This is a genomic window from Nocardia sp. NPDC049935 (assembly GCF_055586645.1).
The window spans coordinates 829708-852547 of sequence record NZ_JBVJHV010000002.1; the positions used below are offsets into that span (position 1 = coordinate 829708).

A 22840-nucleotide genomic window follows, 5' to 3' on the forward strand; every position below is an offset into this window, starting at 1 on the left:
CGGCTCGCCGGGGTGGTACTTTGACACCTCCGTATAGGTAGGTGTAGGTTTGGACGTTGCGCTGGCTGCCTCCTGTCCATTCCTTGATCGCACTACGAAAGTCCCACCCTTCCGGTGTTGCTTCCGTTGTTTGCTGTTCGAGTCTCGTTCGGGTTGTGACCAGCGAGAATCCAAAAATGTAGCAGACAAGCGACGGTCGCGGACCACCACGCGACGCGCGTGAGGTGCTGGAAGGACGCATCTTGGCAGTCTCCACCCAGACAAGCGCCAATACGAAGCTGGGAGTTTCGGGAGGTATCCCCGGGGCTCCGTTGCGGGTGTCTTTCGCGAAGATCCGGGAGCCGCTGGAGGTGCCCGGACTTCTCGATCTACAAACGGAATCTTTCGCCTGGCTGGTCGGCACGCCGGAATGGCGTGAGCGGGCCGCCGCGCGCGGTGACGGCGGGCTGGTCGGCGGGCTCGAGGAGGTCCTCGAGGAGCTCTCGCCGATCGAGGACTTCTCCGGCTCCATGTCCCTGTCCTTCTCGGACCCGCGCTTCGAAGAGGTCAAGGCCTCGATCGACGAGTGCAAAGACAAGGACATGACCTACGCGGCGCCGTTGTTCGTCACCGCGGAGTTCATCAACAACAACACCGGTGAGATCAAGAGTCAGACGGTCTTCATGGGTGATTTCCCGATGATGACCGACAAGGGCACCTTCATCATCAACGGCACCGAGCGTGTCGTGGTGTCCCAGTTGGTCCGTTCGCCGGGTGTGTACTTCGACCACTCGGTCGACAAGAGCACCGAGAAGGATCTGCACAGTGTCCGGGTGATCCCCTCCCGCGGCGCGTGGCTGGAGTTCGACGTCGACAAGCGCGATACCGTCGGTGTGCGTATCGACCGTAAGCGGCGGCAGCCGGTCACCGTGCTGCTCAAGGCCCTGGGCTGGACGAACGAGGAGATCACCGAGCGTTTCGGTTTCTCCGAGATCATGATGTCCACCCTGGAGAAGGACAACACCGCCGGCCAGGACGAGGCGCTGCTGGACATCTACCGCAAGCTACGTCCGGGCGAACCGCCCACCAAGGAATCCGCGCAGACCCTGCTGGAGAACCTGTTCTTCAAGGAAAAGCGCTACGACCTCGCGCGCGTCGGTCGCTACAAGATCAACAAGAAGCTCGGCCTGCATCCGGGCGAGGCCATCGACGGGTCGGTTCTGACCCGCGAGGACATCGTCTCCACCATCGAGTACCTGGTGCGGCTGCATTCCGGCGACCGGAACATGACCGCCCCGGGCGGCGTCGAGGTCCCCGTCGAGGTCGATGACATCGACCACTTCGGTAACCGTCGTCTGCGTACCGTCGGCGAGCTCATCCAGAACCAGATCCGGGTCGGCCTGTCCCGGATGGAGCGTGTGGTCCGCGAGCGGATGACCACCCAGGACGTCGAGGCCATCACGCCGCAGACCCTGATCAACATCCGTCCCGTCGTAGCCGCGATCAAGGAGTTCTTCGGAACCTCCCAGCTGTCGCAGTTCATGGACCAGAACAACCCGCTGTCGGGTCTGACCCACAAGCGTCGCCTCTCGGCGCTGGGCCCCGGCGGTCTGTCCCGTGAACGCGCCGGCCTCGAGGTCCGTGACGTCCACCCCTCGCACTACGGCCGTATGTGCCCGATCGAGACCCCGGAAGGCCCGAACATCGGCCTGATCGGTTCGCTGTCGGTGTACGCGCGGGTGAACCCGTTCGGGTTCATCGAGACCCCGTACCGCAAGGTGGAGAACGGCCGCGTCACCGACGAGGTCAAGTACCTGACCGCCGACGAGGAGGACCGGCACGTCCGGGCCCAGGCCAACTCCGCGGTCGACGCCGACGGCAATTTCGTCGAGGACCGGGTGCTGTGCCGCCGCGGTAACGAGGAGATGGAATTCGTCGCGGCCACCGAGGTCGACTATATGGATGTCTCCCCGCGCCAGATGGTGTCGGTGGCGACGGCGATGATTCCGTTCCTCGAGCATGATGACGCCAACCGTGCCCTGATGGGTGCGAATATGCAGCGTCAGGCCGTGCCGCTGATCCGTTCCGAATCGCCTGTGGTGGGGACCGGTATGGAACTGCGGGCCGCGGTCGATGCCGGTGATGTCGTGGTGAACGAGAAGACCGGTGTGGTCGAAGAAGTCTCCGCCGACTACGTCACGGTCATGGCCGATGACGGCACCCGTAAGTCGTATCGGATGCGGAAGTTCGCGCGTTCGAATCAGGGCACGTGTGCCAATCAGCGTCCGATCGTGGACGAGGGTCAGCGGGTGGAGCGTGGTCAGGTTTTGGCCGATGGTCCGTGCACCGAGAACGGTGAGATGGCCCTCGGTAAGAACCTGCTCGTGGCGATCATGCCGTGGGAAGGCCACAACTACGAGGACGCGATCATCCTGTCTCAGCGTCTCGTGGAGGACGATGTTCTGACCTCGATCCATATCGAGGAGCACGAGATCGATGCCCGCGATACGAAGCTGGGTGCCGAGGAGATCACCCGCGATATCCCGAATGTTTCCGATGAGGTCCTCGCCGATCTCGACGAGCGGGGCATCGTGCGGATCGGTGCCGAGGTGCGTGACGGGGACATCCTGGTCGGTAAGGTCACGCCGAAGGGTGAGACCGAGCTGACTCCGGAGGAGCGGCTTTTGCGGGCGATCTTCGGTGAGAAGGCGCGTGAAGTCCGCGATACCTCGCTGAAGGTGCCCCACGGTGAGTCCGGCAAGGTCATCGGTATCCGGGTGTTCTCCCGTGAGGACGACGACGACCTGCCTCCCGGCGTGAACGAGCTGGTGCGCGTGTATGTGGCGCAGAAGCGCAAGATCCAGGACGGTGACAAGCTCGCGGGCCGGCACGGGAACAAGGGTGTGATCGGCAAGATCCTGCCGACCGAGGATATGCCGTTCATGCCCGACGGGACCCCGGTCGACATCATCTTGAACACTCACGGTGTGCCGCGTCGTATGAATATCGGGCAGATCCTGGAAACCCATCTGGGCTGGATCGGCAAAGCCGGCTGGGAGGTCGAGGGCAGTCCCGACTGGGCCAAGAACCTGCCGGAGGAGATGTGGGGTGCCCCCGCGGACTCCAATATCGCCACCCCGGTGTTCGACGGCGCGCAGGAAGAGGAGCTGTCGGGTCTGCTGGCCTCGACGCTGCCCAACCGTGACGGTGAGCGGATGGTCAACTCCGACGGTAAGGCCACGCTGTTCGACGGCCGTTCCGGTGAGCCGTTCCCGTACCCGGTGGCGGTGGGCTACATGTACATCCTGAAGCTGCACCACCTGGTCGACGACAAGATCCACGCCCGCTCGACCGGCCCGTACTCGATGATCACCCAGCAGCCGCTCGGTGGTAAGGCGCAGTTCGGCGGTCAGCGTTTCGGCGAAATGGAATGCTGGGCCATGCAGGCCTACGGCGCCGCCTACACCCTGCAGGAACTGCTGACCATCAAATCCGACGACGTGGTCGGCCGCGTGAAGGTCTACGAGGCGATCGTCAAGGGCGAGAACATCCCGGAGCCGGGCATCCCGGAATCGTTCAAGGTTCTGCTCAAAGAACTCCAGTCGCTGTGCCTCAACGTCGAGGTGCTGTCCTCCGACGGCGCGGCCATCGAGATGCGCGACGGCGACGACGAGGATCTGGAGCGCGCGGCGGCCAATCTGGGCATCAACCTGTCCCGGAACGAAGCGGCCACCGTCGACGATCTGGCGAACTAGGGCGTTGCCCGGGTGCCGAGTACGGATTCGGCTCGGCACCCGGGTATCGCGTTCGAACCATTAGAGAACTTTTGCTCGTAAGCGACCCGCACAGGGGAAAGGAAGTTACGTGCTAGACGTCAACTTCTTCGATGAACTCCGGATCGGCCTGGCCACCGCCGAGGACATCCGCAATTGGTCCTTCGGTGAGGTGAAGAAGCCGGAGACCATCAACTACCGCACGCTCAAGCCGGAGAAGGACGGCCTGTTCTGCGAGAAGATCTTCGGTCCCACCCGGGACTGGGAGTGCTACTGCGGTAAGTACAAGCGCGTCCGCTTCAAGGGCATCATCTGTGAGCGCTGTGGCGTCGAGGTGACCCGCGCCAAGGTGCGCCGTGAGCGGATGGGCCATATCGAGCTGGCCGCCCCGGTCACCCACATCTGGTACTTCAAGGGTGTGCCGAGCCGGCTCGGCTACCTGCTCGACCTGGCGCCGAAGGATCTGGAAAAGATCATCTACTTCGCCGCCTACGTCATCACCGCCGTCGACGACGAAATGCGGCACAACGAGCTGTCCACGCTCGAGGCGGAGATGGAGGTCGAGAAGAAGACCGTCGCCGACCAGCGTGACGCCGACCTCGAGGCCCGGGCACAGAAGCTCGAGGCCGATCTGGCCGAACTCGAGGCCGAGGGCGCCAAGTCCGACGTCCGCCGCAAGGTCAAGGACGGCGGCGAGCGGGAGATGAAGCAGCTCCGCGACCGGGCCCAGCGCGAGCTGGACCGGCTCGACGAGATCTGGACCACCTTCACCAAGCTGGCTCCCAAGCAGCTGATCGTGGACGAGGTGCTCTACCGCGAGATCACCGACCGCTACGGCGAGTACTTCACCGGCGCGATGGGCGCGGAGTCCATCCAGAAGCTGATGGAGAACTTCGATATCGAGGCCGAGGCCGAGAACCTGCGGGAGACCATCCGCAGCGGTAAGGGCCAGAAGAAGCTGCGCGCGCTCAAGCGGCTCAAGGTCGTCGCGGCGTTCCAGACCAACGGCAATTCGCCGATGGGCATGGTGCTCGACGCCGTTCCGGTGATCCCGCCGGAACTGCGGCCGATGGTCCAGCTCGACGGTGGCCGTTTCGCCACCTCCGACCTGAACGACCTCTATCGCCGTGTCATCAACCGCAACAACCGCCTCAAGCGACTGATCGACCTCGGCGCCCCCGAGATCATCGTCAACAACGAGAAGCGGATGCTGCAGGAGTCGGTGGACGCGCTGTTCGACAACGGCCGTCGCGGCCGGCCGGTCACCGGCCCGGGTAACCGCCCGCTGAAGTCCCTGAGCGATCTGCTCAAGGGCAAGCAGGGTCGTTTCCGTCAGAACCTGCTCGGTAAGCGTGTCGACTACTCCGGCCGTTCGGTCATCGTGGTCGGTCCACAGCTCAAACTGCACCAGTGCGGTCTGCCCAAGCTGATGGCGCTGGAGCTGTTCAAGCCGTTCGTGATGAAGCGGCTGGTCGACCTGAACCACGCGCAGAACATCAAATCCGCCAAGCGGATGGTGGAGCGGCAGCGCCCGCAGGTGTGGGACGTCCTCGAAGAGGTCATCGCCGAGCATCCGGTGCTGCTGAACCGCGCGCCGACGCTGCACCGCCTCGGTATCCAGGCCTTCGAGCCGCAGCTGGTGGAAGGTAAGGCCATCCAGCTGCACCCGCTGGTCTGTGAGGCGTTCAACGCCGACTTCGACGGTGACCAGATGGCCGTGCACCTGCCGCTGTCGGCGGAGGCGCAGGCCGAGGCCCGCATCCTGATGCTGTCCTCGAACAACATCCTGTCCCCGGCATCCGGCCGCCCGCTGGCCATGCCGCGTCTGGACATGGTGACCGGTCTGTACTACCTGACCCGCCTCGAAGAGGGCGCCAAGGGCGAGTACCAGCCGTCCACCGCCGACGGTCCGGAGCAGGGCGTGTACTCCTCGCCGGCCGAGGCCCAGATGGCGGTCGACCGCGGTGAGCTGACCGTGCGGTCGAACATCAAGGTGCGGCTGACCGATCAGCGTCCGCAGAAGGAAGTCGAGGCGGAGCTGTTCCCGGACGGCTGGCGTCGCGGCGACGCGTGGACCACCCAGACCACTCTGGGCCGGGTGCTGTTCAACGAACTGCTGCCCGCGGACTACGCGTTCATCAACGAGCCGATGCCGAAGAAGCGGCAGGCGACGATCATCAACGATCTCGCCGAGCGCTACCCGATGATCGTGGTCGCGCAGACCGTCGACAAGCTCAAGGACGCCGGCTTCTACTGGGCCACGCGTTCGGGTGTCACCGTCTCCATGTCGGACGTGCTCGTTCCGCCGGAGAAGGCCGAGATCATGGAGCGCTACGAGGCGCAGTCGGATCAGATCGAGAAGAAGTACCAGCGTGGTGCGCTCGATCACCAGGAGCGCAACAACGCCCTGGTCAAGATCTGGCAGGAGGCCACCGAAGAGGTCGGCCGCGCACTGCGGGCGCACTACCCGGCCGATAACCCGATCATCACGATCGTCGATTCGGGCGCCACGGGTAACTTCACCCAGACCCGTACCCTCGCCGGTATGAAGGGCCTGGTGACGAACCCGAAGGGTGAGTTCATCCCGCGGCCGATCAAGTCCTCCTTCCGTGAGGGCCTGACGGTTCTGGAGTACTTCATCAACACCCACGGCGCGCGTAAGGGTCTGGCCGATACCGCGCTGCGTACCGCCGACTCGGGTTACCTGACCCGGCGTCTGGTGGACGTCTCGCAGGACGTCATCGTGCGCGAGACCGACTGTGGTACCGAGCGCGGCATCCTGGTGCATATCGCGGAGAAGCAGCCGGACGGCACGATCATCCGCGACGCGCACGTGGAGACCTCGTGCTACGCCCGGACCCTGGCCTCCGACGCGCTCGACACCAGCGGCAACGTGGTGGTCGGCAAGGGCGCCGATCTCGGCGATCCGGCCATCGAGGCGCTGCTGGAGGCCGGTATCACCGAGGTCAAGGTCCGCTCCGTGCTGACCTGCGGCACCGGCACCGGCGTCTGCGCGGTCTGCTACGGCCGGTCCATGGCGACCGGCAAGCTGGTCGATATCGGCGAGGCCGTCGGTATCGTCGCCGCCCAGTCCATCGGTGAGCCCGGTACCCAGCTGACCATGCGTACCTTCCACCAGGGTGGTGTCGCGGGTGACGACATCACCGGCGGTCTGCCCCGGGTCCAGGAGCTCTTCGAGGCTCGTGTGCCCAAGGGCAAGGCGCCGATCGCGGAGGTCTCGGGCCGGATCCGGCTGGAGGACGACGACCGCTTCTACAAGATCACCATCATCCCCGATGACGGTGGCGACGAAGTGGTGTACGACAAGCTGTCCAAGCGCCAGCGTCTGCGTGTGTTCAAGCACGACGACGGCACCGAGCGTCTGCTCTCCGACGGAGATCACGTCGAGGTCGGCCAGCAGCTGCTGGAGGGCGCGGCGGATCCGCACGAGGTGCTGCGCGTGATGGGCCCCCGGCAGGTCCAGATCCACCTGGTCCACGAGGTCCAGGAGGTCTACCGGAGCCAGGGCGTGTCGATCCACGACAAGCACATCGAGGTCATCGTCCGCCAGATGCTGCGCCGGGTGACGATCATCGATTCGGGCGCCACCGAGTTCCTGCCCGGTTCGCTCACCGAGCGTTCCGAGTTCGAGGCGTCCAACCGCCGTGTCGTCGCCGAGGGCAACGAGCCCGCGGCCGGCCGTCCGGTGCTGATGGGTATCACCAAGGCGTCGCTGGCCACCGATTCGTGGCTGTCGGCGGCGTCCTTCCAGGAGACCACCCGAGTCCTGACGGACGCGGCGATCAACTGCCGCTCCGACCGGCTCATCGGCCTCAAGGAGAACGTGATCATCGGTAAGCTGATCCCGGCCGGTACCGGTATCAACCGGTACCGCAACATCCAGGTTCAGCCCACCGAGGAGGCCCGTGCCGCGGCGTACGCGGTGCCGTCCTACGACGACACCTACTACAGCCCGGAGGGCTTCGGCACCACCACCGGTGCGGCGGTTCCGCTGGACGATTACGGATTCAGCGATTACCGGTAATCGCTAGCCGCAGTACCACTTCGGCCCCGCTCCCAGAGGGAGCGGGGCCGAAGTCTGTTTCGGGGTTCAGCCCAGGTTTCGCCGTCCGGCGCGAGCGGCGAAGGCATCGAGTGCGTCGAGGATCTCGCGAGCCTGCCACATCCGATTGCGGCGCATACCGGTGAACTCGGCCAGGATTCCCGATTCCGCGAGTGGTCTGATAGCGCGCGTCGCATTAGACGGAGTGGTCATCAGTTCTCGCGCCACGGTCGCCGCGTCGAATACCGGTATCCGCAGTGCCAGATCAGCCAGTTGCCGGACCCTCGACTCGGTCCTGGCCGTGATCAGCGAGTCCCAGCCCTGGCGGACTTCGGTGATATCCCTGAGGAGCAGGCGAGCATTGGCGATGGCCGAGAATGATGCTTCGGCCATCGCGAGCACTATCGGTGACGGATCACCCATCCGAAACGCGGTCAATGCCGCGAAGTAGGCCTCGACATCGGTGAGCAGTCCCGCGGCGATGGGAACCGTGACGTGCGGGGTGAGTTGCCGTGCACGCAATATCGAGTGAATGAGCGCACGCCCGGTACGCCCGTTTCCGTCGGGAAACGGATGGATGGTCTCGAATTGCGCGTGCGCGATGGCCGCATGGGTGAGAACAGGAAGGTCGTCCCGGCGGATGAACTCCATCAGGTCGGCCATCGCTGCAGGCACACGGTCGTGGTGTGGGGGTACGAACGTCGCTCCGTGCGGCCCGAAACTGTCTCCGCCGATCCAGACCTGCTCGTTTCGCCACTGCCCGCCGGGGCCGGTGTGGTGCCCGTCCATCAGCGCCGCATGCATATCCAGGACCAGGTTCTCATCCAGATGTCCATCCAGGTCGATTGCCGTCTGCATCGCGTGGACATTGCCGACGATCTCGACCGCGTTGCGTTGGTTGGTCGCGCCTAGTTCTGCCAGGGCAATCGCCTTCGCGCCCGAGGTGAGATTCTCGATCCGGGAGGACGAGGTCGATTCCGATCGCAGGAGAATCGCCGCGAAGGGTGCCAACCGCGAGCCGGTTTCGGCATCGAAGCGGGCGATCTCGATCGAGGCTTCGTCGGCCGCGGCGAGAACAACGCCAGGTAGCTGCAATGTCCGCGCGGCAATCGGCGCAGGTACCGCCGAGAAATAGGGTCCACGATGCCGTTCTCGGATCCGACGTGACACCAGATCGGGCGGGACAGTCGGAATCCAGGTGCGCTCTTCCCACTCGATCGGCGGCCACGGCGTAACTGATTCCACGTCGGCATCTTATACTCACTTATGCGTTAAGTGAGTATAAGGTCAGGTGGTGTTTCCTGCTGCCAGGCGGCTTCGCAGGCCGTCGAGGAGGGCGGTCAGGCCGAATTCGAAACTGCTGCCGGGAGCTTCGTTGTAGTCGGTTCCGGCCGCGGTCTCGATGCGGGCGCGCAGGCGGGGGAAGCGGCGGGCGACCTCGGTGGCGGCGGCGAGTGTTTCGGACAGTTGCGCGTCGGGGTCGCCGCCCTTCTGGGAGAGACGGCGGCGCAGGGAGACGTTGGCCGCCGCTCCGGCCGCGTTGCCGAGGACGAACATGAAGACTGTGGCGGCGGCACGGTCCGCCTCGTCCGGCGGGAATCCGGCATCGTCGTAGATCGCGAGGACGTGGTCGTCGTGGCGGGATTTGTTCTCGCCGTAGAGCAGATACGACGACTGCGCCTGAACCAGCCAGGGGTGGCGGCCCATCATCTCGTACATGCCGGTGGCCATGGTGCGGGCGGCGGTCGGCCAGTCGGAGGCGTCCAGGGTGGGCAGGGGGATCTCGGCCCAGACCGTATCGGTGGCGAGCCGGACCAGGTTGTCCTTGTTCCCCACGTGCCAGTACATCGCCGTGGCCGCGGAGTCGAGGCGTTTGCCGAGGCTGCGCATATTGAGCCCGTCGAGGCCTTCGGCGTCGAGGAGTTCGATGGCGGCGCCGACGATCTGGTCGCGGGTCAGGGTGTCGCGGGGCATGGGACAACTCTAGGGCCTCGGCGGATACCGACTTGCACTTAGTTCAAATTCACTCTTGCACTTAGTTCAAGTGCTGCGCTACGCTACTTTTACTTAGTTCAAGTCGGTGCCGATCGGGTCACCGGACACAAGGGGAACACCATGAACGTCATCGTCGCAGTCCTCGCCACCGCCATCGCGGCAGCGTTTCTCAGCATGCCGCTGGTGCGGCACCGGTACGGCGCCGCGGCCATGGCCACCGCGCAGGACGAGCTGGCGCGTCAGGGGGTGCGGACGTCCGCGTTGTCCGAGAACGGAATGCGCTTCGACGCCAGCGGGCACGAATCCGCCGCGCCGATCTCCATCGCGGCCGCGCTGCTCGCCGTGGCGGGAATCAATCTGGTCGCGCCCACCTGGGTGGGTGCGGTGAACCTGGTGGTCTTCGCGCTGGTGCTGCTGGGCAACGGCGTCATCGTGTACAGCAACCTCACCGCGGTGGGGTCGGTGCGGGCCGCCTTCGCGCGCAAGGGTGATCCGGAACTGCTGCGGATCGATGTCCCGGCGTTGCTGAAAGCGGCCGAATCCGGGTTCCCCGCCTGGACCTGGACCCTGCAGACCGCCCGCAATGTGGTCGTCTTCGGAGCCGCGGCCGCCGCGATCGCGCTGACGCTGTTCGCCTGATACCCACGCGAATCGGCCCGCTCCCGGTACCGGGAGCGGGCCGATGTCGTATCAGACGCGGGCGGCGGTATCGGCCGGAACCTGCTCGTCGGCGTCGGCGTCGGCGTCGTCGGCCGGTCGGGGCCGGGGCGCGGCGGTACGGGCGTGGGTCGCGTACAGCGTCAGCCCGACGAAGGCGAGGCCGCCGACCAGATTCCCGATGACCGTGGGAATTTCGTTCCAGATCAGGTAGTCGCCGATGGAGAAATCACCGCCGAGCAGCAGTCCGGACGGGAACAGGAACATATTGACGATCGAATGTTCGAAACCCATGTAGAAGAACAACATGATCGGCATCCACATGGCGATGACCTTGCCCGATACCGACGTCGACATCATCGCGGCCACCACCCCGGTGGACACCATCCAGTTGCACAGCACGCCGCGGATGAACAGGGTGAGCATCCCCGAAGCGCCGTGATCGGCGTAGCCGACCGTCCGAGAGACGCCGATCTCGCCGAGTTTCTGCCCGACCTCGTTGGGGTCCATGGAGAAACCCATGGTCACGATGATCGCCATCATCACCGCGACGGTGAACGCGCCGGCGAAATTGCCGACGAACACCAGCCCCCAGTTCCGCAGGACCGCGCGCCAATTGACGCCGGGCCGCTTGTCCAGCCAGGCCAGCGGGACGAGTGTGAATACGCCGGTGAGTAGATCGAAGCCCAATAGATAGAGGAGGCAGAACCCGACCGGGAACAGCACCGCGCCGATCAGCGGTTCGCCGGTCTGCACGGTGATGGTGACGGCGAACGCGGCAGCCAGCGCCAGGATCGCGCCCGCCATGAAGGCGCGTATCACCGTGTCCCGGGTCGACATGAATGCCTTCTCTTCGCCGGCGTCGATCATTTTGCCGACGAAATCCGCCGGTTTGAGGTACGACATGACATGTCCTTCGCTCGTTGGGCTCTGGGCGAAGTGTGCGATGAGGAGATTTCCCGGCGGTATCCGGTCGAGCGCGCACGTGTTACCGGACCCTCACCGTATTCGCCGGGGCCCGTTGGTCATCGGCCCTGGCCTGGTGAGCGGGGGTCCGGAAGGTCCGTATCGCAGAGGTAAAAACTGGAATACGGATGCGGTTCCCGGCGTCCGGTGGTGGCAGGCTTTCGGTGTTCTCGAGGCTAGGAGTCAGATATGGAACCGATCATGAGCAAGAGCGCCGCCGCCGATCTTGTGGTGGCGGCACGTATCCGCAAGGGTCTGTCGTGGGCCGATATCGCCGATGCGCTCGGGGCTCCGCTGGTGTGGACCACCGCCGCGTTGCTCGGTCAGCATCCGATGACCCCGGAACAGGCCGATAAGGCCTGCGGCCTGCTCGGATTGGACGAAACGGTGGCCGAGAGCCTGGCCAAACAGCCGGCCCGCGGCGCGGATCCGGCGTTGATGAGCGATCCCACCATCTACCGTTTCGTGGAAGCGATCTCGGTGTACGGCCCGGCGCTCAAGGAACTGATCCACGAGGAGTTCGGTGACGGGATCATGAGCGCCATCAACTTCAAGGTCGATTTCGCCCGCCGGCCGGATCCGGACGGCGACCGGGTGGTCATCACCTTCGACGGGAAATTCCTCGACTACCGCTGGTGAGGCGACCGGTACCGATGTCCCCGACCGGCCTGCCGGCGGGGACGTCAGTCGTGATGGGGGAGATCGTCGGCCAGGCGTTGCAGATATCCGGCGAAGCGGCGGCGGTCGGCGGCCGGCCAGTCCTCGGTGAGCCGGTCGAAGACGCCGCGCTGCCAGTCGTGCGCGTCGGACAGCAGCCGGTGCCCCGCGGGGGTGAGGTGCAGGGCCGTGCGCCGGCGATCCAGATCGGATCCGTGGCGCGAGAGATATCCGGCGGCGGTGGCGTCGCGGACCATCCGGCTGGCGCCGGAATGATCGAGCCCCAGTTGGTGTGCGACGGCGGTGATGGTGGCCTCGCCGGGTGATCCGGCGGCTCCGGCGACCGCCTCGACGACCTGGACGTGCTGCGCGTGCCGCAGATCCGCGGACCGGTCCTGCGCCCCGCGCTGAATCCAGCGCCGGGACCAGAACCGGACCAGGCGGAACAGGGCGGGCCCGCCGTCCGCGGGAGTGGGGCTGCCGCTCATGTCCCCAATCTAGCTTCTCGACTATTTGGATGCCATTCGCATATATAATCCGTGTGAAACGCATACAACTGAGGAGTGGTCTTCATGGTCGATTCGAGTACCGGGGTAGTCGTGGAATCTGTGCGTATCGTGCTGGATCACACCGTCGTGCCCGCGTTCGACCGGGTCGCCGGGGCCGCGTTCTTCGCGGAACTGCTGGGGCTGGCGGCCGGTCCGCCGGCCGGTCCCTTCGTTCCGGTGCGGGTGAACGCCGATCTGACCTTCGATTTCGACGACCGGGGGCGCGTGGAACCCGGGCACTACGGATTCCTGGTCGGCGAGGCCGTATTCGACGCCGCGCTGAACCGGCTCGGGCAACGGCCCGAGATCGAGTTCGGCTCGGGGCCCGCGGGTGGATGGGATCGCCGGATCGATCGGCGGGGCGGGGGTCGCCGGGTGTACGTGCTCTCGCCGGAGGGGCACAGCTACGAATTGTTCACCGCTGCCTGTTGACAATCGTCGGGCTCCGGCCAATACTGAACTAGATGGTTCAGTATGAGTTCTTGGACGCCTCCTTCGGGGCGCTCGCGGACCCCACCCGGCGGGGCATCCTCGAGCGGCTCGGCCGCGGCCCCGCCACCGTCAGCGAACTGGCCGGCGAATTCTCGATGACCCTCACCGGCATCAAGAAGCACATCGGCCTGCTCGAGGACGCGGGCATGGTGGCCACGGAGAAGCGGGGCCGGGTGCGGTACTGCCGTATCGAACCCGAGGTGTTCCAGCGGGAGGTGGCCTGGTTACAGGGCTACCGGCAGATGCTGGAAGCGCGTATGGACCGTCTCGGCGAATTCCTGCAACGAACGGAGCACGAACAATGAGCACTGCCACCGAAGAAGCCGTCGTCACCGCCGCCGCGGATCGCGAGATCCGGGTGGAACGGGTTTTCCACGCCCCGCTGGCGCGGGTGTGGGATGCCTACACCCGCCTCGAACAGCTCACCCAGTGGTGGGGCCGGGGCAACCGCATCGATGTGGAGCGCTGGGAGTTCCGGGCCGGCGGGCACTGGCGGTTCGTCGAACACTCCGAGGGCCAATCGCACGGATTCGAGGGCCGGATCCGGGAAATCGTGCCGCAGGAGCGCATCGTGCAGTCCTTCGAATGGGACGGTATGCCCGCTCATGTCGCCATCGACGCGGCGACCTTCGAGGATCTCGGCGACGGCCGGACCCGGGTGGTCACGGTCAGCCAGTTCCACACCCCGGAGGAGCGCGACGGCATGTTGCAGTCCGGGATGGCCGACGGGCTCAATGCCAGCTATCGCGCGCTCGACGCCCTGCTCGCGAAGTAATCCGCGTGGCCTGTCCGCGCACCGGCTCCGAATGCGGCCGGAGCCGGTGCGCAGGCGGGAGCCCGCTCAGCGCTCGCTGTCGAGCGCGGCCATCTGGGTCGCTTCGTACCGCGTGCCCGCGGCGGCGTCGGCGGGCACCGCGGCCTCGATCTCGGCGACCTCGGCCGCCGTCAGCGAGATGGTGAGCGCGCCGAGCGATTCCGCCCACCGGGTCCGGGTGCGGGCGCCGATCAGCGGCACGATATCCGCGCCGCGGCCGAGCACCCAGGCGACGGCCAGCTGGGCGGTGGAACATCCCTTCCGTTCGGCGAGACCGGCCAGGGTATCGGTCAGCTTCAGATTCGCGGCGAGATTCTCGCCCTGGAAACGCGGGGCGTGGGCGCGGTAATCGCCCGGCCGGAACTGCGCGTGGCCGCGCATCGAATCGCTGAGCAGCCCCCGCGACAGCACCCCGTAGGCGGTGATCCCGATACCCAGTTCGCGGCAGACGGGCAGGATCTCGGCCTCGATTCCTCGCGAGATCAGCGAATACTCGATCTGGAGGTCGGCGATCGGATGGACGGCGGCAGCCCGGCGCAGCGTATCGGCGCCGACCTCGGACAGCCCGATATGGCGCACATAGCCCGCCTCGACCAGCTCGGCGATGGCGCCGACCGTATCCTCGATCGGCACGGTGGGATCCAGACGCGCCGGCCGGTAGATATCGACGTAGTCCGTGCCCAGCCGCCGCAGGCTGTAGCTCAGGAAATTACGCAGCGCCGCCGGGCGGCTGTCGAAACCCTGCCAGGCGCCGTCCGGCCCGATCATGCCGCCGAATTTCACGCTCAGCACGGTTTCCTCGCGCGGGCGATCCGCGAGCGCCCGGCCGATGAGCAACTCGTTGTGGCCCATTCCGTAGAAGTCGCCGGTATCGATCACCCGGGCACCGGCGTCGAGCGCCGCGTGCACGGTGGCGATCGATTCGGATTCGTCGGCCGGCCCGTAGGAGCCCGACATGCTCATCGCGCCGAGTCCGACCCGGCCGACGGTGGGCCCGGTGCCGCCCAACCGCGCACTCTGCATCTGTGTGTTCGTCATGACGTCCACACTGGCCGCGCGCCCACTCGGGTGGCAGAGACGCTTTATCGGGGGAGCGCCGGTCCCTGGCTGCGGGCGGGCCGGTGCGCGACAGTGGAGATATGGATCGCCGCGAACTCGCCGATTTCCTCCGTCGCCGCCGCGAGCAGCTGACAACCGAGGCGGTGGGGCTGCCGCCGGGTAACCGGCGCCGCACCCCGGGACTCCGGCGCGACGAGGTCGCCGCGCTGGCCGGGATCTCCACCGACTACTACACGCGGCTGGAGCAGGCCCGGGGGCCGCGGCCGTCCACGCAGGTGCTCGCGTCGCTGTCCCGGGCCCTGCGGTTCACCGCCGACGAACGCGACCATATGTATCTGCTGTGCGACCACTCCCCGCCGGTCGGCGGTGGCGCGGATAAGCACGTCGGCCCCGGTTCCATGCATGTGCTGGCCAAACTGGACGACACCCCCGCCGCGGTGATCACCGATCTGGGCGAATTGCTGGTGCAGAACCCGATGCACGCGCTGCTGTTCGGCGATGTGTCCGGCCGGCGCGGCCGGGCGCGGTTCCACGGCTGGCGCTGGTTCGTCGAGCCGGACGGTCGTGATTTCGCTCCGGCCCACGATGTGGACCGGCTCTCCCGCCGCCTGGTGGCGGATCTGCGGGCGACCGCCGCACGGCGCGCGAGGGACGCCGACGTCATCGAATTCATCGCCGCGCTGCGGGCGGCCAGCCCGGAATTCGAGCGCCTGTGGGGCGAGCACGAGGTCGCGGTACGGCTGTCCGATACCAAGACCGCCGTACATCCGGAGATCGGCCCGATCGATATCTACTGCGAAACCCTGCTCACGCCGAACGCGTCGCAGCGACTACTGATCTACTGGCCGTTGCCGGGTACCGACGCCGCCGAGAAGATGGAACTCCTGCGCGTCATCGGCACCCAGCGGCTCGGCCCGGCCGCGGCCCCCTCGCGGCCCGGCGAGGTGACCTACTCCCGGCCCGCCGAGGTGAAGGACATATCGGGATAGCGCGTACCCGCGACCTGACCGGCGATCGGGTCGAGCCGGGCGAGTTCGGCCTCGGTGAGTTCCGTGGTGGCCGCGGCGACATTCTCGTCGAGCCTGGTGCGACGCCGGGTGCCGGGGATCGGGACCACCGGCAGTTCGTGCACCCGGGCCCGGGAATGTACCCAGGCCAGCGCGATCTGGGCGGGCGTCAGGCCGCGCTCCTCGGCGATACTGCGCAGCGGTTCGAGCAGGGCGGCGTTGTGATCGGCGTTCTCTCCGGTGAAGCGGGGCATATTCCGCCGGAAATCGGAATCGTTCAGTTCGTCGCCGCGGGCGAACGATCCGGTGAGAAAGCCCCGGCCGAGCGGGGAGTAGGGCACGAAGGCGACGCCCAGTTCCGCGGCGGTGGGCACCGCGGTGTTCTCGACATCGCGCGAGAACAGCGACCATTCCGACTGCACCGCGGCGATCGGATGGACGGCGTGCGCCGCCCGCAGTTCCGCCCCGGTGACCTCGGACAGGCCCAGCGCCCGCACCTTGCCCTGCCGGACGAGCTCGGCCATGGTGCCGACACTGTCCTCCAGCGGGACGGCCGGGTCCCGGCGATGCATGTAGTACAGGTCGATGGTGTCGACGCCGAGCCGGTGCAGGCTCTCGTCCACGGCGCGGCGGATGTAGTCGGGGGAGTTGTCGAAACCGCGGTACGACGGGTCGTCGGCCTTGCGGACGATACCGAATTTCGTGGCCAGCACGATCGCGTCGCGGTTGGCGCGGACGAAATCGCTGAGGAACTTCTCGTTGTCGCCGGACCCGTAGATATCGGCGGTGTCGAACAGGGTGACGCCGAGTTCGAGCGCGTGGTCCAGGGTCGCGCGGGCCTCCGCGCTGTCGGTGGGTCCGTAGAACTCGCTCATACCCATACAGCCCAGACCCTGGAGTCCGACCCGGAGCCCGTCGGTTCCCAGCGTGGTCGTCGGCAGCAGTGACGAGGAGGAGGTCATGGTCGCGGATATCCCTTCACGATGCGGCATTGTCGGGCGCCCGGGCGGGGTCGTTCGCTATGTGCTGTTCATAGGTCGCGATCTTGCGGTCCAGCACGCCCACAGTCTGCTGGAGTTCGGCGATACGGTCGAGGACCTCGGCGCGGGTCTGCCGGAACATGGCGAGCCGCTCCGGAATGGTCCCCTCACCGGCCCGGACGAGTTCGGCATAGCGGATCATGTCCGCCACCGACATGCCGGTGGTACGCAGCCGGGTGATCAGGATCAGCCATTCCAGGTCGCGATCGCTGAACCGGCGCCTGCCGGTGTGATCGCGACCGATATGGGACAGCAGGCCGATCCGCTCGTACCAGCGCAGCGTGTCCTGGCTCAGCCCGCAGTGCCGGGCCGCGGCGCCGATCGTATGGCGGGGCAGCTCGCGCGCGGGGTCGCCCGGGGCCGGTCCGGATACGTTCACGGCTGGTCTCCTCACGGATTGTTGTGGCCGCCGGTCCGGGGATCTCATCCGGTGCGCCGAACGTCATCGACGCTACCCACTTGGAGTGGACTCCAGGCAAGCGGCGATTCCGCAACGCCGAGGTCGCGTGACGGGTCGCGGCGCGGTGCCGGGGTGTCCGGCGGCGTCGCGAGAAAGAGCAGCGGCGGTGGGTGGTCTACGGGCGCGGACGGCGGCGCCGGGGTTTGAGATGCAGACCCGGCAGCGGCGGTGCGGGGATGCGCTGCTCGGGAGGATGGCCCGCGATATCGCCGAACCGGCCGGTGTCGTGCGCCTCCCAGTCGGCGCGGGCCGCGACGATCTCCGTGTGGTCCCGGGCCACGAAGTTCCACCACATCACCAGTTCCTCGGCCAGCGGTTCACCGCCGATCAGCGCGAACCGGGCGCCGGCGGTACCGGACAGCGCCAGCCGGTCGCGTCCGGTGCCGAGATACAGCAGCGGGCCCGGGCCCAGCTCGGTGCCGGCCACGGTGACCGAGCCCTCCACCACCAGCACCGCGTACTCGAATTCGCGGTCGATCCCGAGTTCGGCGGTCGCGCCCGGGTCGATCCGGATATCGGCGCCCACCAGCGGGGTGTAGGTAATCGCGGGTGAGGTGACCCCGGCCAGCGATCCCAGCAGCACCTTGGCCCGCAGCCCGGGGGCGGTGTACTCGGGCAGATCGCGATGCTGCTCGAAATGCGGGGCGATCCCGCGATGACCGTCGGGCAGCGCGATCCACAGCTGCAGTCCGCGGCCCGCGGGCGCGTCGGGCACGGTGTACTCGGAATGGGCGATCCCGCGCCCCGAGGTCATCAGATTCAGCTGACCCGGTTCGATCCGGACATCCGATCCCACCGAATCCCGGTGCCGGATCATGCCCTCGAACGGCCAGGTGACGGTCTGTAGCCCGATATGCGGGTGCGGATCGATATCCGGGGGCGCATCGGTCGTGGTGACCGTGGGCGCGCCGAAATAGTCCAGGAAGCACCAGGCGCCGACGGTCGGCAGGTCCCGCTGCGGCAGGGTGCGTTCCACATAGGTGCCCCGGACCCCGCCCAGCGGCACCTCCCGGGCCGGATACAGCTCGGCGACGGGTCCCGGGCCGGTAGCGGGTTCGCAGACGGTTTCGGCGGGGTGCGGGTCGAGGTCACTCACCGCTGTCGCCGACGATATGGGCGGCGTATTCGGGATGCTTGTCCAGGTAGGCCCGGATGAACGGGCACTGCGGCCGGATACCGCGTTCGCGGTCCACCGTGTCCTCGATGGCGAATTTCGCGAGTTTGCTGCCCAGGCCCTTGCCCTCGAAGGCCGAGTCGATCTCGGTATGGGTGAAGACCGTATCCGTGCCCTGCTCGCGGTACTCGGCGAAGCCGGCCAGTTCGGTGCCGTACCAGACCTCGTAGCGGTTCTCGTCCGCGTTGCGGATCACCTTGCTCTGCTCGGTCGCTTCGGTCATCTCCGCGGTTCCTCTCCGTCGCCGGCACATCTGCTCGGGCGGCCCGGCCACCGGCTCGCCCGCCGAGCGCCAGCGTAGTCGCCGGGGATCTTCGCGCCGGTCGGCGCGGCTCCGCCGTGTCCAGCCCACCTGACACCGCGGAACCCGCGCGTGCCAGCGCAACCCGGCGCCGGAACGTAGCCTGGAACCATGGCGAAGGAAATCGACCATATCCGGGCCCGCTCGGCCTGGGCCACGGTCAAGGAGAGCCCGGTGATCACCGCGATCGCGGTGGCGCCGATCGTGGTGGTGTTCGGACTGGTCTGGTGGCTGATCGGCGGCTGGGCGGCGTTCCTGCTGCTGGTGCTGCTGGGCGCGGGGGCGGTGTTCGGCGGCAAACTGCTGCGCTGAACGTCCGGCCCGCTCAGCGTGGGACGTGGAAGGTCACCAGATCGCCCGTACGGGTGTCCACCGCGTCCCACTCCCCGGCGAACCGCAGCACCGCCAGCGCCGAGGTGGGAAATTTGCGGCCGATCCGCACCGCGGCCTCGCTGTCGTGGGTGGCGGCGAGATCCCACGCGGTCCACGGCATACCCGGCGCGTGCCCGATCACCAGCAGGGTCGACACCGCGGGATCGGTCAACCGCACCAGTTCGATCAGGTATTCGGCGGACGCCTCGTAGATACCGGATTCGAAGACCGCCGGGGCCCGGATCCCGGTGGCGGCCAGGGTTTCCCTGGTTCGGGTGGCGGTCGAGCAGCGGACCTCGTCCACCGGGGGTAGTGTCGCCCGCAGCCAGTCGCCGGCCAGGCCCGCTTCCCGGACTCCACGCGGCGCCAGCGGACGCTCGTGGTCGGCGATCCCGGCCGGATACGCCGACTTACCGTGCCGCATCAAGATCAGAGTCCGAGCCATGGAACCACCGTAAGCACCCTCCGTTCGGAGATCCACAACACACTCGAGGCAAACTGAAAGCGGCATCACAATAGAGTGGAGATCCGGTGACCCCGGTCCGCACCCAGTCGTGACGCCACCCCGCCACCCGCGACCCGGACGGCACCAGACCGCACATAAGTCTCGAGGATCTGTACAAATATGGCCTACGTAATCACGCAACGTTGCTGTAACGACGCCAGCTGCGTTTCCGAGTGCCCGGTCGACTGCATCCGCCCGACTCCGGACCAGCCGGAATTCGCGACGACCGAAATGCTCTACATCGACCCCGACACCTGCATCGACTGCGGCGCCTGTGTCGACGCGTGCCCGGTGGAGGCCATCTTCTCCGAGGACGATCTGTCGGCCTCGCTGGCCCGCTTCCGGGATATCAACGCGGCCTGGTTCGAACGGCATCCGCTGGAATCCAACCTGGACCCGATCTCGACCCCGGTGCGTCCGCCCAAGGAGCTGGGCACCCTGCGGGTCGCCATCGTCGGCGCCGGCCCGGCGGCCGCCTACGCGGCCGACGAACTGCTGCGGCGGTGCGATGTGCAGGTGGAGATGTTCGACCGGCTGCCCACCCCGTGGGGGTTGGTACGCGCCGGCGTGGCACCCGACCATCCCGGCACCAAGACGGTGGCCGGCATGTTCGAATCGGCGTTCCGCCGGGACACCCTGCAGTACTACCTGAACGTCGAGGTCGGTACCCACATCACGCACGAGGAACTGCTCGCGCACCACCACGCCGTGCTGTACGCGGTCGGGGCGTCCTCGGATCGCCGGATGGGGATCCCGGGCGAGGATCTGCCCGGTAGCCATTCCGCCACCGAATTCGTCGCCTGGTACAACGGTCACCCCGACTACGCCGACCGCGCGTTCGATCTCTCCGGAGAGCGCGCGATCATCGTCGGCAACGGCAACGTCGCCCTCGACGTCGCCCGGGTGCTGACCGTGGACCCCGACGAACTCGCCAAGACCGATATCGCCGACCACGCCCTGGCGGCGCTGCGCGGCAGCAATATCCGGGAGGTGGTCGTACTCGGCCGGCGCGGACCGCTGCAGGCGGCCTACACCTCGCCGGAGTTCCTGGCGCTCGCGCATCTGTCCGGCGTCGATATCGTCATCGATCCGGCAGAACTCGAACTCGATCCCGCGTCGCAGACGCTGCTCGACGATCCGGACGCCGAACCGTCGCTGAAGCTGAAGTACACGCTGGCCGAGGAATTCGCGGCGAAACCGCATACCGAGGGCAACAAGCGGATCGTGTTCAAATACCTGGCCGCCCCCGCCGCGGTGACCGGTACGGACAAGGCCGAAGGGCTGGAATACGCGCGCAACGAACTCGTCGAGGAGGACGGCGTCCTCAACGCCCGTCCCACCAGCGATACCGGGACCCTCCCCGCCTCGCTGGTCCTGCGGTCCATCGGCTACCGCGGTAAGCCGATCCCCGACCTGCCCTTCGACGACAAGCGCGCGGTGGTGCCCAACGAGCACGGCCGGGTCACCGGTCCCGACGGAGCCCCCGTGACCGGCGTCTACGTCAGCGGCTGGATCAAACGCGGCCCCCGCGGGGTCATCGGATCCAACCGGGTCGACTCCGAGGAAACGGTGGAAGGCCTGATCGCCGACTTCATCGCGGGCAAGCTCGTAGCCCCCACCGGCGACCGCGACGCCCTCCGTGCCCTGGTCCAGGAACGTCAGCCCGACCTGGTCGATCGCGTCGGCTGGAAGGCCATCGACCAGGCCGAGCGCGGAGCAGGCAAGGAGGCCGGACGCCCCCGGGTGAAGTTCACCAGCCTCGCCGACCTGCTACAGGCCGCAAAGGGTTCGTAGGCCGCGTTTTTCGCACGCCGCGCCGGAGTGGACCCGAAACCGGGCACCACCCCGGCGCGGCGAAGCGGTAGCCCCAACCCCGGCCCGAGACACCAACACAACCACGACCGGTCCGGGGACACCAACACAACCGTGACCGGGTTCGGGAACCCCGCACAACCCTGACCGGTTCGGCCCGCGTCTGCTGTCGGCCCTCGAAGCGCATGCGGCGCAGCCGCGAGTCTCGAGGGCCGACAGCAGACGCGGGCCGAACCTCGAGCAGCGGAGCTGCTCCATGTCACAGCGGCGCGATCCGGACCACCGTCGTCGTCACCCCGTCCACCACGAACCACAGCCGCAGTGACGGCCGCCCGAAATTGCCGCCTCCCGGCTCGTACCGGCTGCGGACGCTGATGTGCTGGCGCGCCAGGACCGGGGCGACGTATTCGATCACCGCGCGGTACGGACCGCTGACCAGTTTCGGATAGTCGACCAGGTATTGCTCCACCGCCTGCCAGTAGCAGGCGTTGTTGACGTGGTTGTACTGGTCGATATCGGTGGCGCGCAGCGGGAACGGGAGGTCGATATCGGATTCGGCGGGGGTGGTGTCGGTGAGCCAGGGCCGCCAGCGCAGGCGCTGTTCGGTGGTGGTCTGGGCGAGGTAGGCCAGGCCCGCGTCGCTGATGCGGGCGGGCATGTTGTTCGTCTCGTTGATCTTGATCCAGAAGCCCTCGGTTTCGATCAGCCCGCCGCGATCGCTGGTGATCCGCACCCGCATATTGCTCCAGCGGGTGGACATGCTCGAGCACCAGCGCTGCAGATACACCTGGTCGGGCCAGCGGACCGGGCGGATCACATCGACCACCGTGCGCCGGACGATCCAGTGCGGGTCGGTCTGCTCCAGAATGGACTGCTGCAGGTGTTCCCAGGCGATGTCCTGGAGGTAGCGGGCGATTCCGTCCAGACGCACGCGGTTGTACGGGTCGACGTCGCCGGCCCGGACCGGCCACGAGGACGCGAACCCCATGCTCTCCTGGGGCAGCGGGGCGAGCGGCTGATCGAGTGACACTTGTGCTCCTCGCGCGGACGCGTTCGGCCGCGGTACTTCTTCGTGTTCCTGTGAGAAGACTTTACGGGCCCTGTGTCACCGCGCCACGCGGAGCCGTCCGTTCGCCGGACTCCCGGTGCCGGTGGCCGGTACCTGT

The 22840-nt window shown here is 67.0% G+C and carries 21 protein-coding genes; 10 read left to right on the forward strand and 11 right to left on the reverse strand.

Translation table 11 applies throughout. The features are described 5' to 3' along the window. Positions 1-224: 224 nt before the first annotated feature. Positions 225-3734: a DNA-directed RNA polymerase subunit beta gene (rpoB, locus tag ACZ6SF_RS12235; RefSeq protein WP_466062097.1), complete on the forward strand. Its 3510-nt coding sequence runs from the start codon at positions 225-227 to the stop codon at positions 3732-3734. 109 nt (positions 3735-3843) lie between these two features. Continuing rightward, the gene (locus tag ACZ6SF_RS12240) at positions 3844-7797 is read left to right on the forward strand and encodes a DNA-directed RNA polymerase subunit beta' (protein WP_466062099.1); all 3954 of its coding nucleotides are present in this window, start codon (positions 3844-3846) and stop codon (positions 7795-7797) included. A gap of 66 nt (positions 7798-7863) precedes the next feature. Here the strand turns inward: ACZ6SF_RS12240 and ACZ6SF_RS12245 are convergent, their stop codons facing one another. Together ACZ6SF_RS12245 and ACZ6SF_RS12250 are read right to left on the reverse strand one after the other, a co-directional pair. Beyond that, positions 7864-9060 (reverse strand): Fic family protein, encoded by a 1197-nt coding sequence (locus tag ACZ6SF_RS12245; protein ID WP_466062100.1) that lies wholly within the window; start codon positions 9058-9060, stop codon positions 7864-7866. A 42-nt stretch (positions 9061-9102) separates the two neighbouring features. Next, positions 9103-9789: a TetR/AcrR family transcriptional regulator gene (locus ACZ6SF_RS12250; protein ID WP_466062101.1), complete on the reverse strand. Its 687-nt coding sequence runs from the start codon at positions 9787-9789 to the stop codon at positions 9103-9105. Between the two features lie 141 nt (positions 9790-9930). Here ACZ6SF_RS12250 and ACZ6SF_RS12255 point away from each other — a divergent pair, with 141 nt between their 5' ends. After that, the gene (locus ACZ6SF_RS12255; protein WP_466062102.1) at positions 9931-10449 is read left to right on the forward strand and encodes a hypothetical protein; all 519 of its coding nucleotides are present in this window, start codon (positions 9931-9933) and stop codon (positions 10447-10449) included. Between the two features lie 51 nt (positions 10450-10500). Here ACZ6SF_RS12255 and ACZ6SF_RS12260 read toward each other — a convergent pair whose 3' ends face one another. After that, positions 10501-11373, reverse strand: coding sequence for a formate/nitrite transporter family protein (locus tag ACZ6SF_RS12260; RefSeq protein ID WP_466062103.1), 873 nt, complete (start codon positions 11371-11373; stop codon positions 10501-10503). A gap of 249 nt (positions 11374-11622) precedes the next feature. Here ACZ6SF_RS12260 and cynS point away from each other — a divergent pair, with 249 nt between their 5' ends. Beyond that, the gene (gene cynS, locus ACZ6SF_RS12265) at positions 11623-12072 is read left to right on the forward strand and encodes a cyanase (RefSeq protein WP_466062104.1); all 450 of its coding nucleotides are present in this window, start codon (positions 11623-11625) and stop codon (positions 12070-12072) included. A 44-nt stretch (positions 12073-12116) separates the two neighbouring features. On the opposite strand, the gene ACZ6SF_RS12270 is transcribed toward cynS, so the two are convergent. After that, positions 12117-12578, reverse strand: a complete 462-nt coding sequence (locus ACZ6SF_RS12270) for a MarR family winged helix-turn-helix transcriptional regulator (RefSeq protein WP_466062105.1) — start codon at positions 12576-12578, stop codon at positions 12117-12119. Between the two features lie 84 nt (positions 12579-12662). Between ACZ6SF_RS12270 and ACZ6SF_RS12275 the strand changes: the two genes are divergently transcribed. The 3 genes from ACZ6SF_RS12275 to ACZ6SF_RS12285 are packed head-to-tail and all read left to right on the forward strand — an operon-like array spanning position 12663 to position 13905. After that, positions 12663-13070, forward strand: coding sequence for a VOC family protein (locus tag ACZ6SF_RS12275; protein WP_466062106.1), 408 nt, complete (start codon positions 12663-12665; stop codon positions 13068-13070). Positions 13071-13102: 32 nt separating this feature from the next. Further along, the gene (locus ACZ6SF_RS12280) at positions 13103-13435 is read left to right on the forward strand and encodes an ArsR/SmtB family transcription factor (RefSeq protein ID WP_466062107.1); all 333 of its coding nucleotides are present in this window, start codon (positions 13103-13105) and stop codon (positions 13433-13435) included. Beyond that, the gene (locus tag ACZ6SF_RS12285; protein WP_466062108.1) at positions 13432-13905 is read left to right on the forward strand and encodes an SRPBCC family protein; all 474 of its coding nucleotides are present in this window, start codon (positions 13432-13434) and stop codon (positions 13903-13905) included. Before ACZ6SF_RS12280 ends, ACZ6SF_RS12285 begins: the two co-directional genes overlap by 4 nt. A gap of 66 nt (positions 13906-13971) precedes the next feature. Here the strand turns inward: ACZ6SF_RS12285 and ACZ6SF_RS12290 are convergent, their stop codons facing one another. Continuing rightward, entirely contained in the window at positions 13972-14982 is a 1011-nt protein-coding gene (locus ACZ6SF_RS12290) for an aldo/keto reductase (RefSeq protein ID WP_466062109.1), read from the reverse strand. 101 nt (positions 14983-15083) lie between these two features. Here ACZ6SF_RS12290 and ACZ6SF_RS12295 point away from each other — a divergent pair, with 101 nt between their 5' ends. Beyond that, positions 15084-15992 (forward strand): helix-turn-helix transcriptional regulator, encoded by a 909-nt coding sequence (locus ACZ6SF_RS12295; RefSeq protein ID WP_466062110.1) that lies wholly within the window; start codon positions 15084-15086, stop codon positions 15990-15992. Here the strand turns inward: ACZ6SF_RS12295 and ACZ6SF_RS12300 are convergent. The 4 genes from ACZ6SF_RS12300 to ACZ6SF_RS12315 form a co-directional block, all read right to left on the reverse strand. Beyond that, a complete protein-coding gene (locus tag ACZ6SF_RS12300) occupies positions 15953-16972 on the reverse strand; it encodes an aldo/keto reductase (RefSeq protein WP_466062111.1) in 1020 nt (339 codons plus the stop codon). The genes ACZ6SF_RS12295 and ACZ6SF_RS12300 overlap by 40 nt on opposite strands. Before the next feature lie 16 nt (positions 16973-16988). Then, entirely contained in the window at positions 16989-17429 is a 441-nt protein-coding gene (locus tag ACZ6SF_RS12305; RefSeq protein ID WP_466062112.1) for a MerR family transcriptional regulator, read from the reverse strand. A 196-nt stretch (positions 17430-17625) separates the two neighbouring features. Then, complete coding sequence (locus ACZ6SF_RS12310) at positions 17626-18606, reverse strand: pirin family protein (protein ID WP_466062113.1); 981 nt, start codon at positions 18604-18606, stop codon at positions 17626-17628. After that, complete coding sequence (locus tag ACZ6SF_RS12315) at positions 18599-18907, reverse strand: GNAT family N-acetyltransferase (protein ID WP_466062114.1); 309 nt, start codon at positions 18905-18907, stop codon at positions 18599-18601. Before ACZ6SF_RS12315 ends, ACZ6SF_RS12310 begins: the two co-directional genes overlap by 8 nt. Positions 18908-19096: 189 nt before the next feature. Between ACZ6SF_RS12315 and ACZ6SF_RS12320 the strand changes: the two genes are divergently transcribed. Beyond that, a complete protein-coding gene (locus ACZ6SF_RS12320) occupies positions 19097-19297 on the forward strand; it encodes a hypothetical protein (protein ID WP_466062115.1) in 201 nt (66 codons plus the stop codon). 13 nt (positions 19298-19310) lie between these two features. Here the strand turns inward: ACZ6SF_RS12320 and ACZ6SF_RS12325 are convergent, their stop codons facing one another. Beyond that, positions 19311-19802: a SixA phosphatase family protein gene (locus ACZ6SF_RS12325; protein ID WP_466062116.1), complete on the reverse strand. Its 492-nt coding sequence runs from the start codon at positions 19800-19802 to the stop codon at positions 19311-19313. 180 nt (positions 19803-19982) lie between these two features. Between ACZ6SF_RS12325 and ACZ6SF_RS12330 the strand changes: the two genes are divergently transcribed. Then, on the forward strand, positions 19983-21656 hold the full coding sequence (locus ACZ6SF_RS12330) for a 4Fe-4S binding protein (RefSeq protein WP_466062118.1): 1674 nt from the start codon (positions 19983-19985) through the stop codon (positions 21654-21656). 277 nt (positions 21657-21933) lie between these two features. Here the strand turns inward: ACZ6SF_RS12330 and ACZ6SF_RS12335 are convergent, their stop codons facing one another. Continuing rightward, a complete protein-coding gene (locus tag ACZ6SF_RS12335; protein ID WP_466062119.1) occupies positions 21934-22704 on the reverse strand; it encodes an acyl-[acyl-carrier-protein] thioesterase in 771 nt (256 codons plus the stop codon). Positions 22705-22840 lie beyond the last annotated feature (136 nt).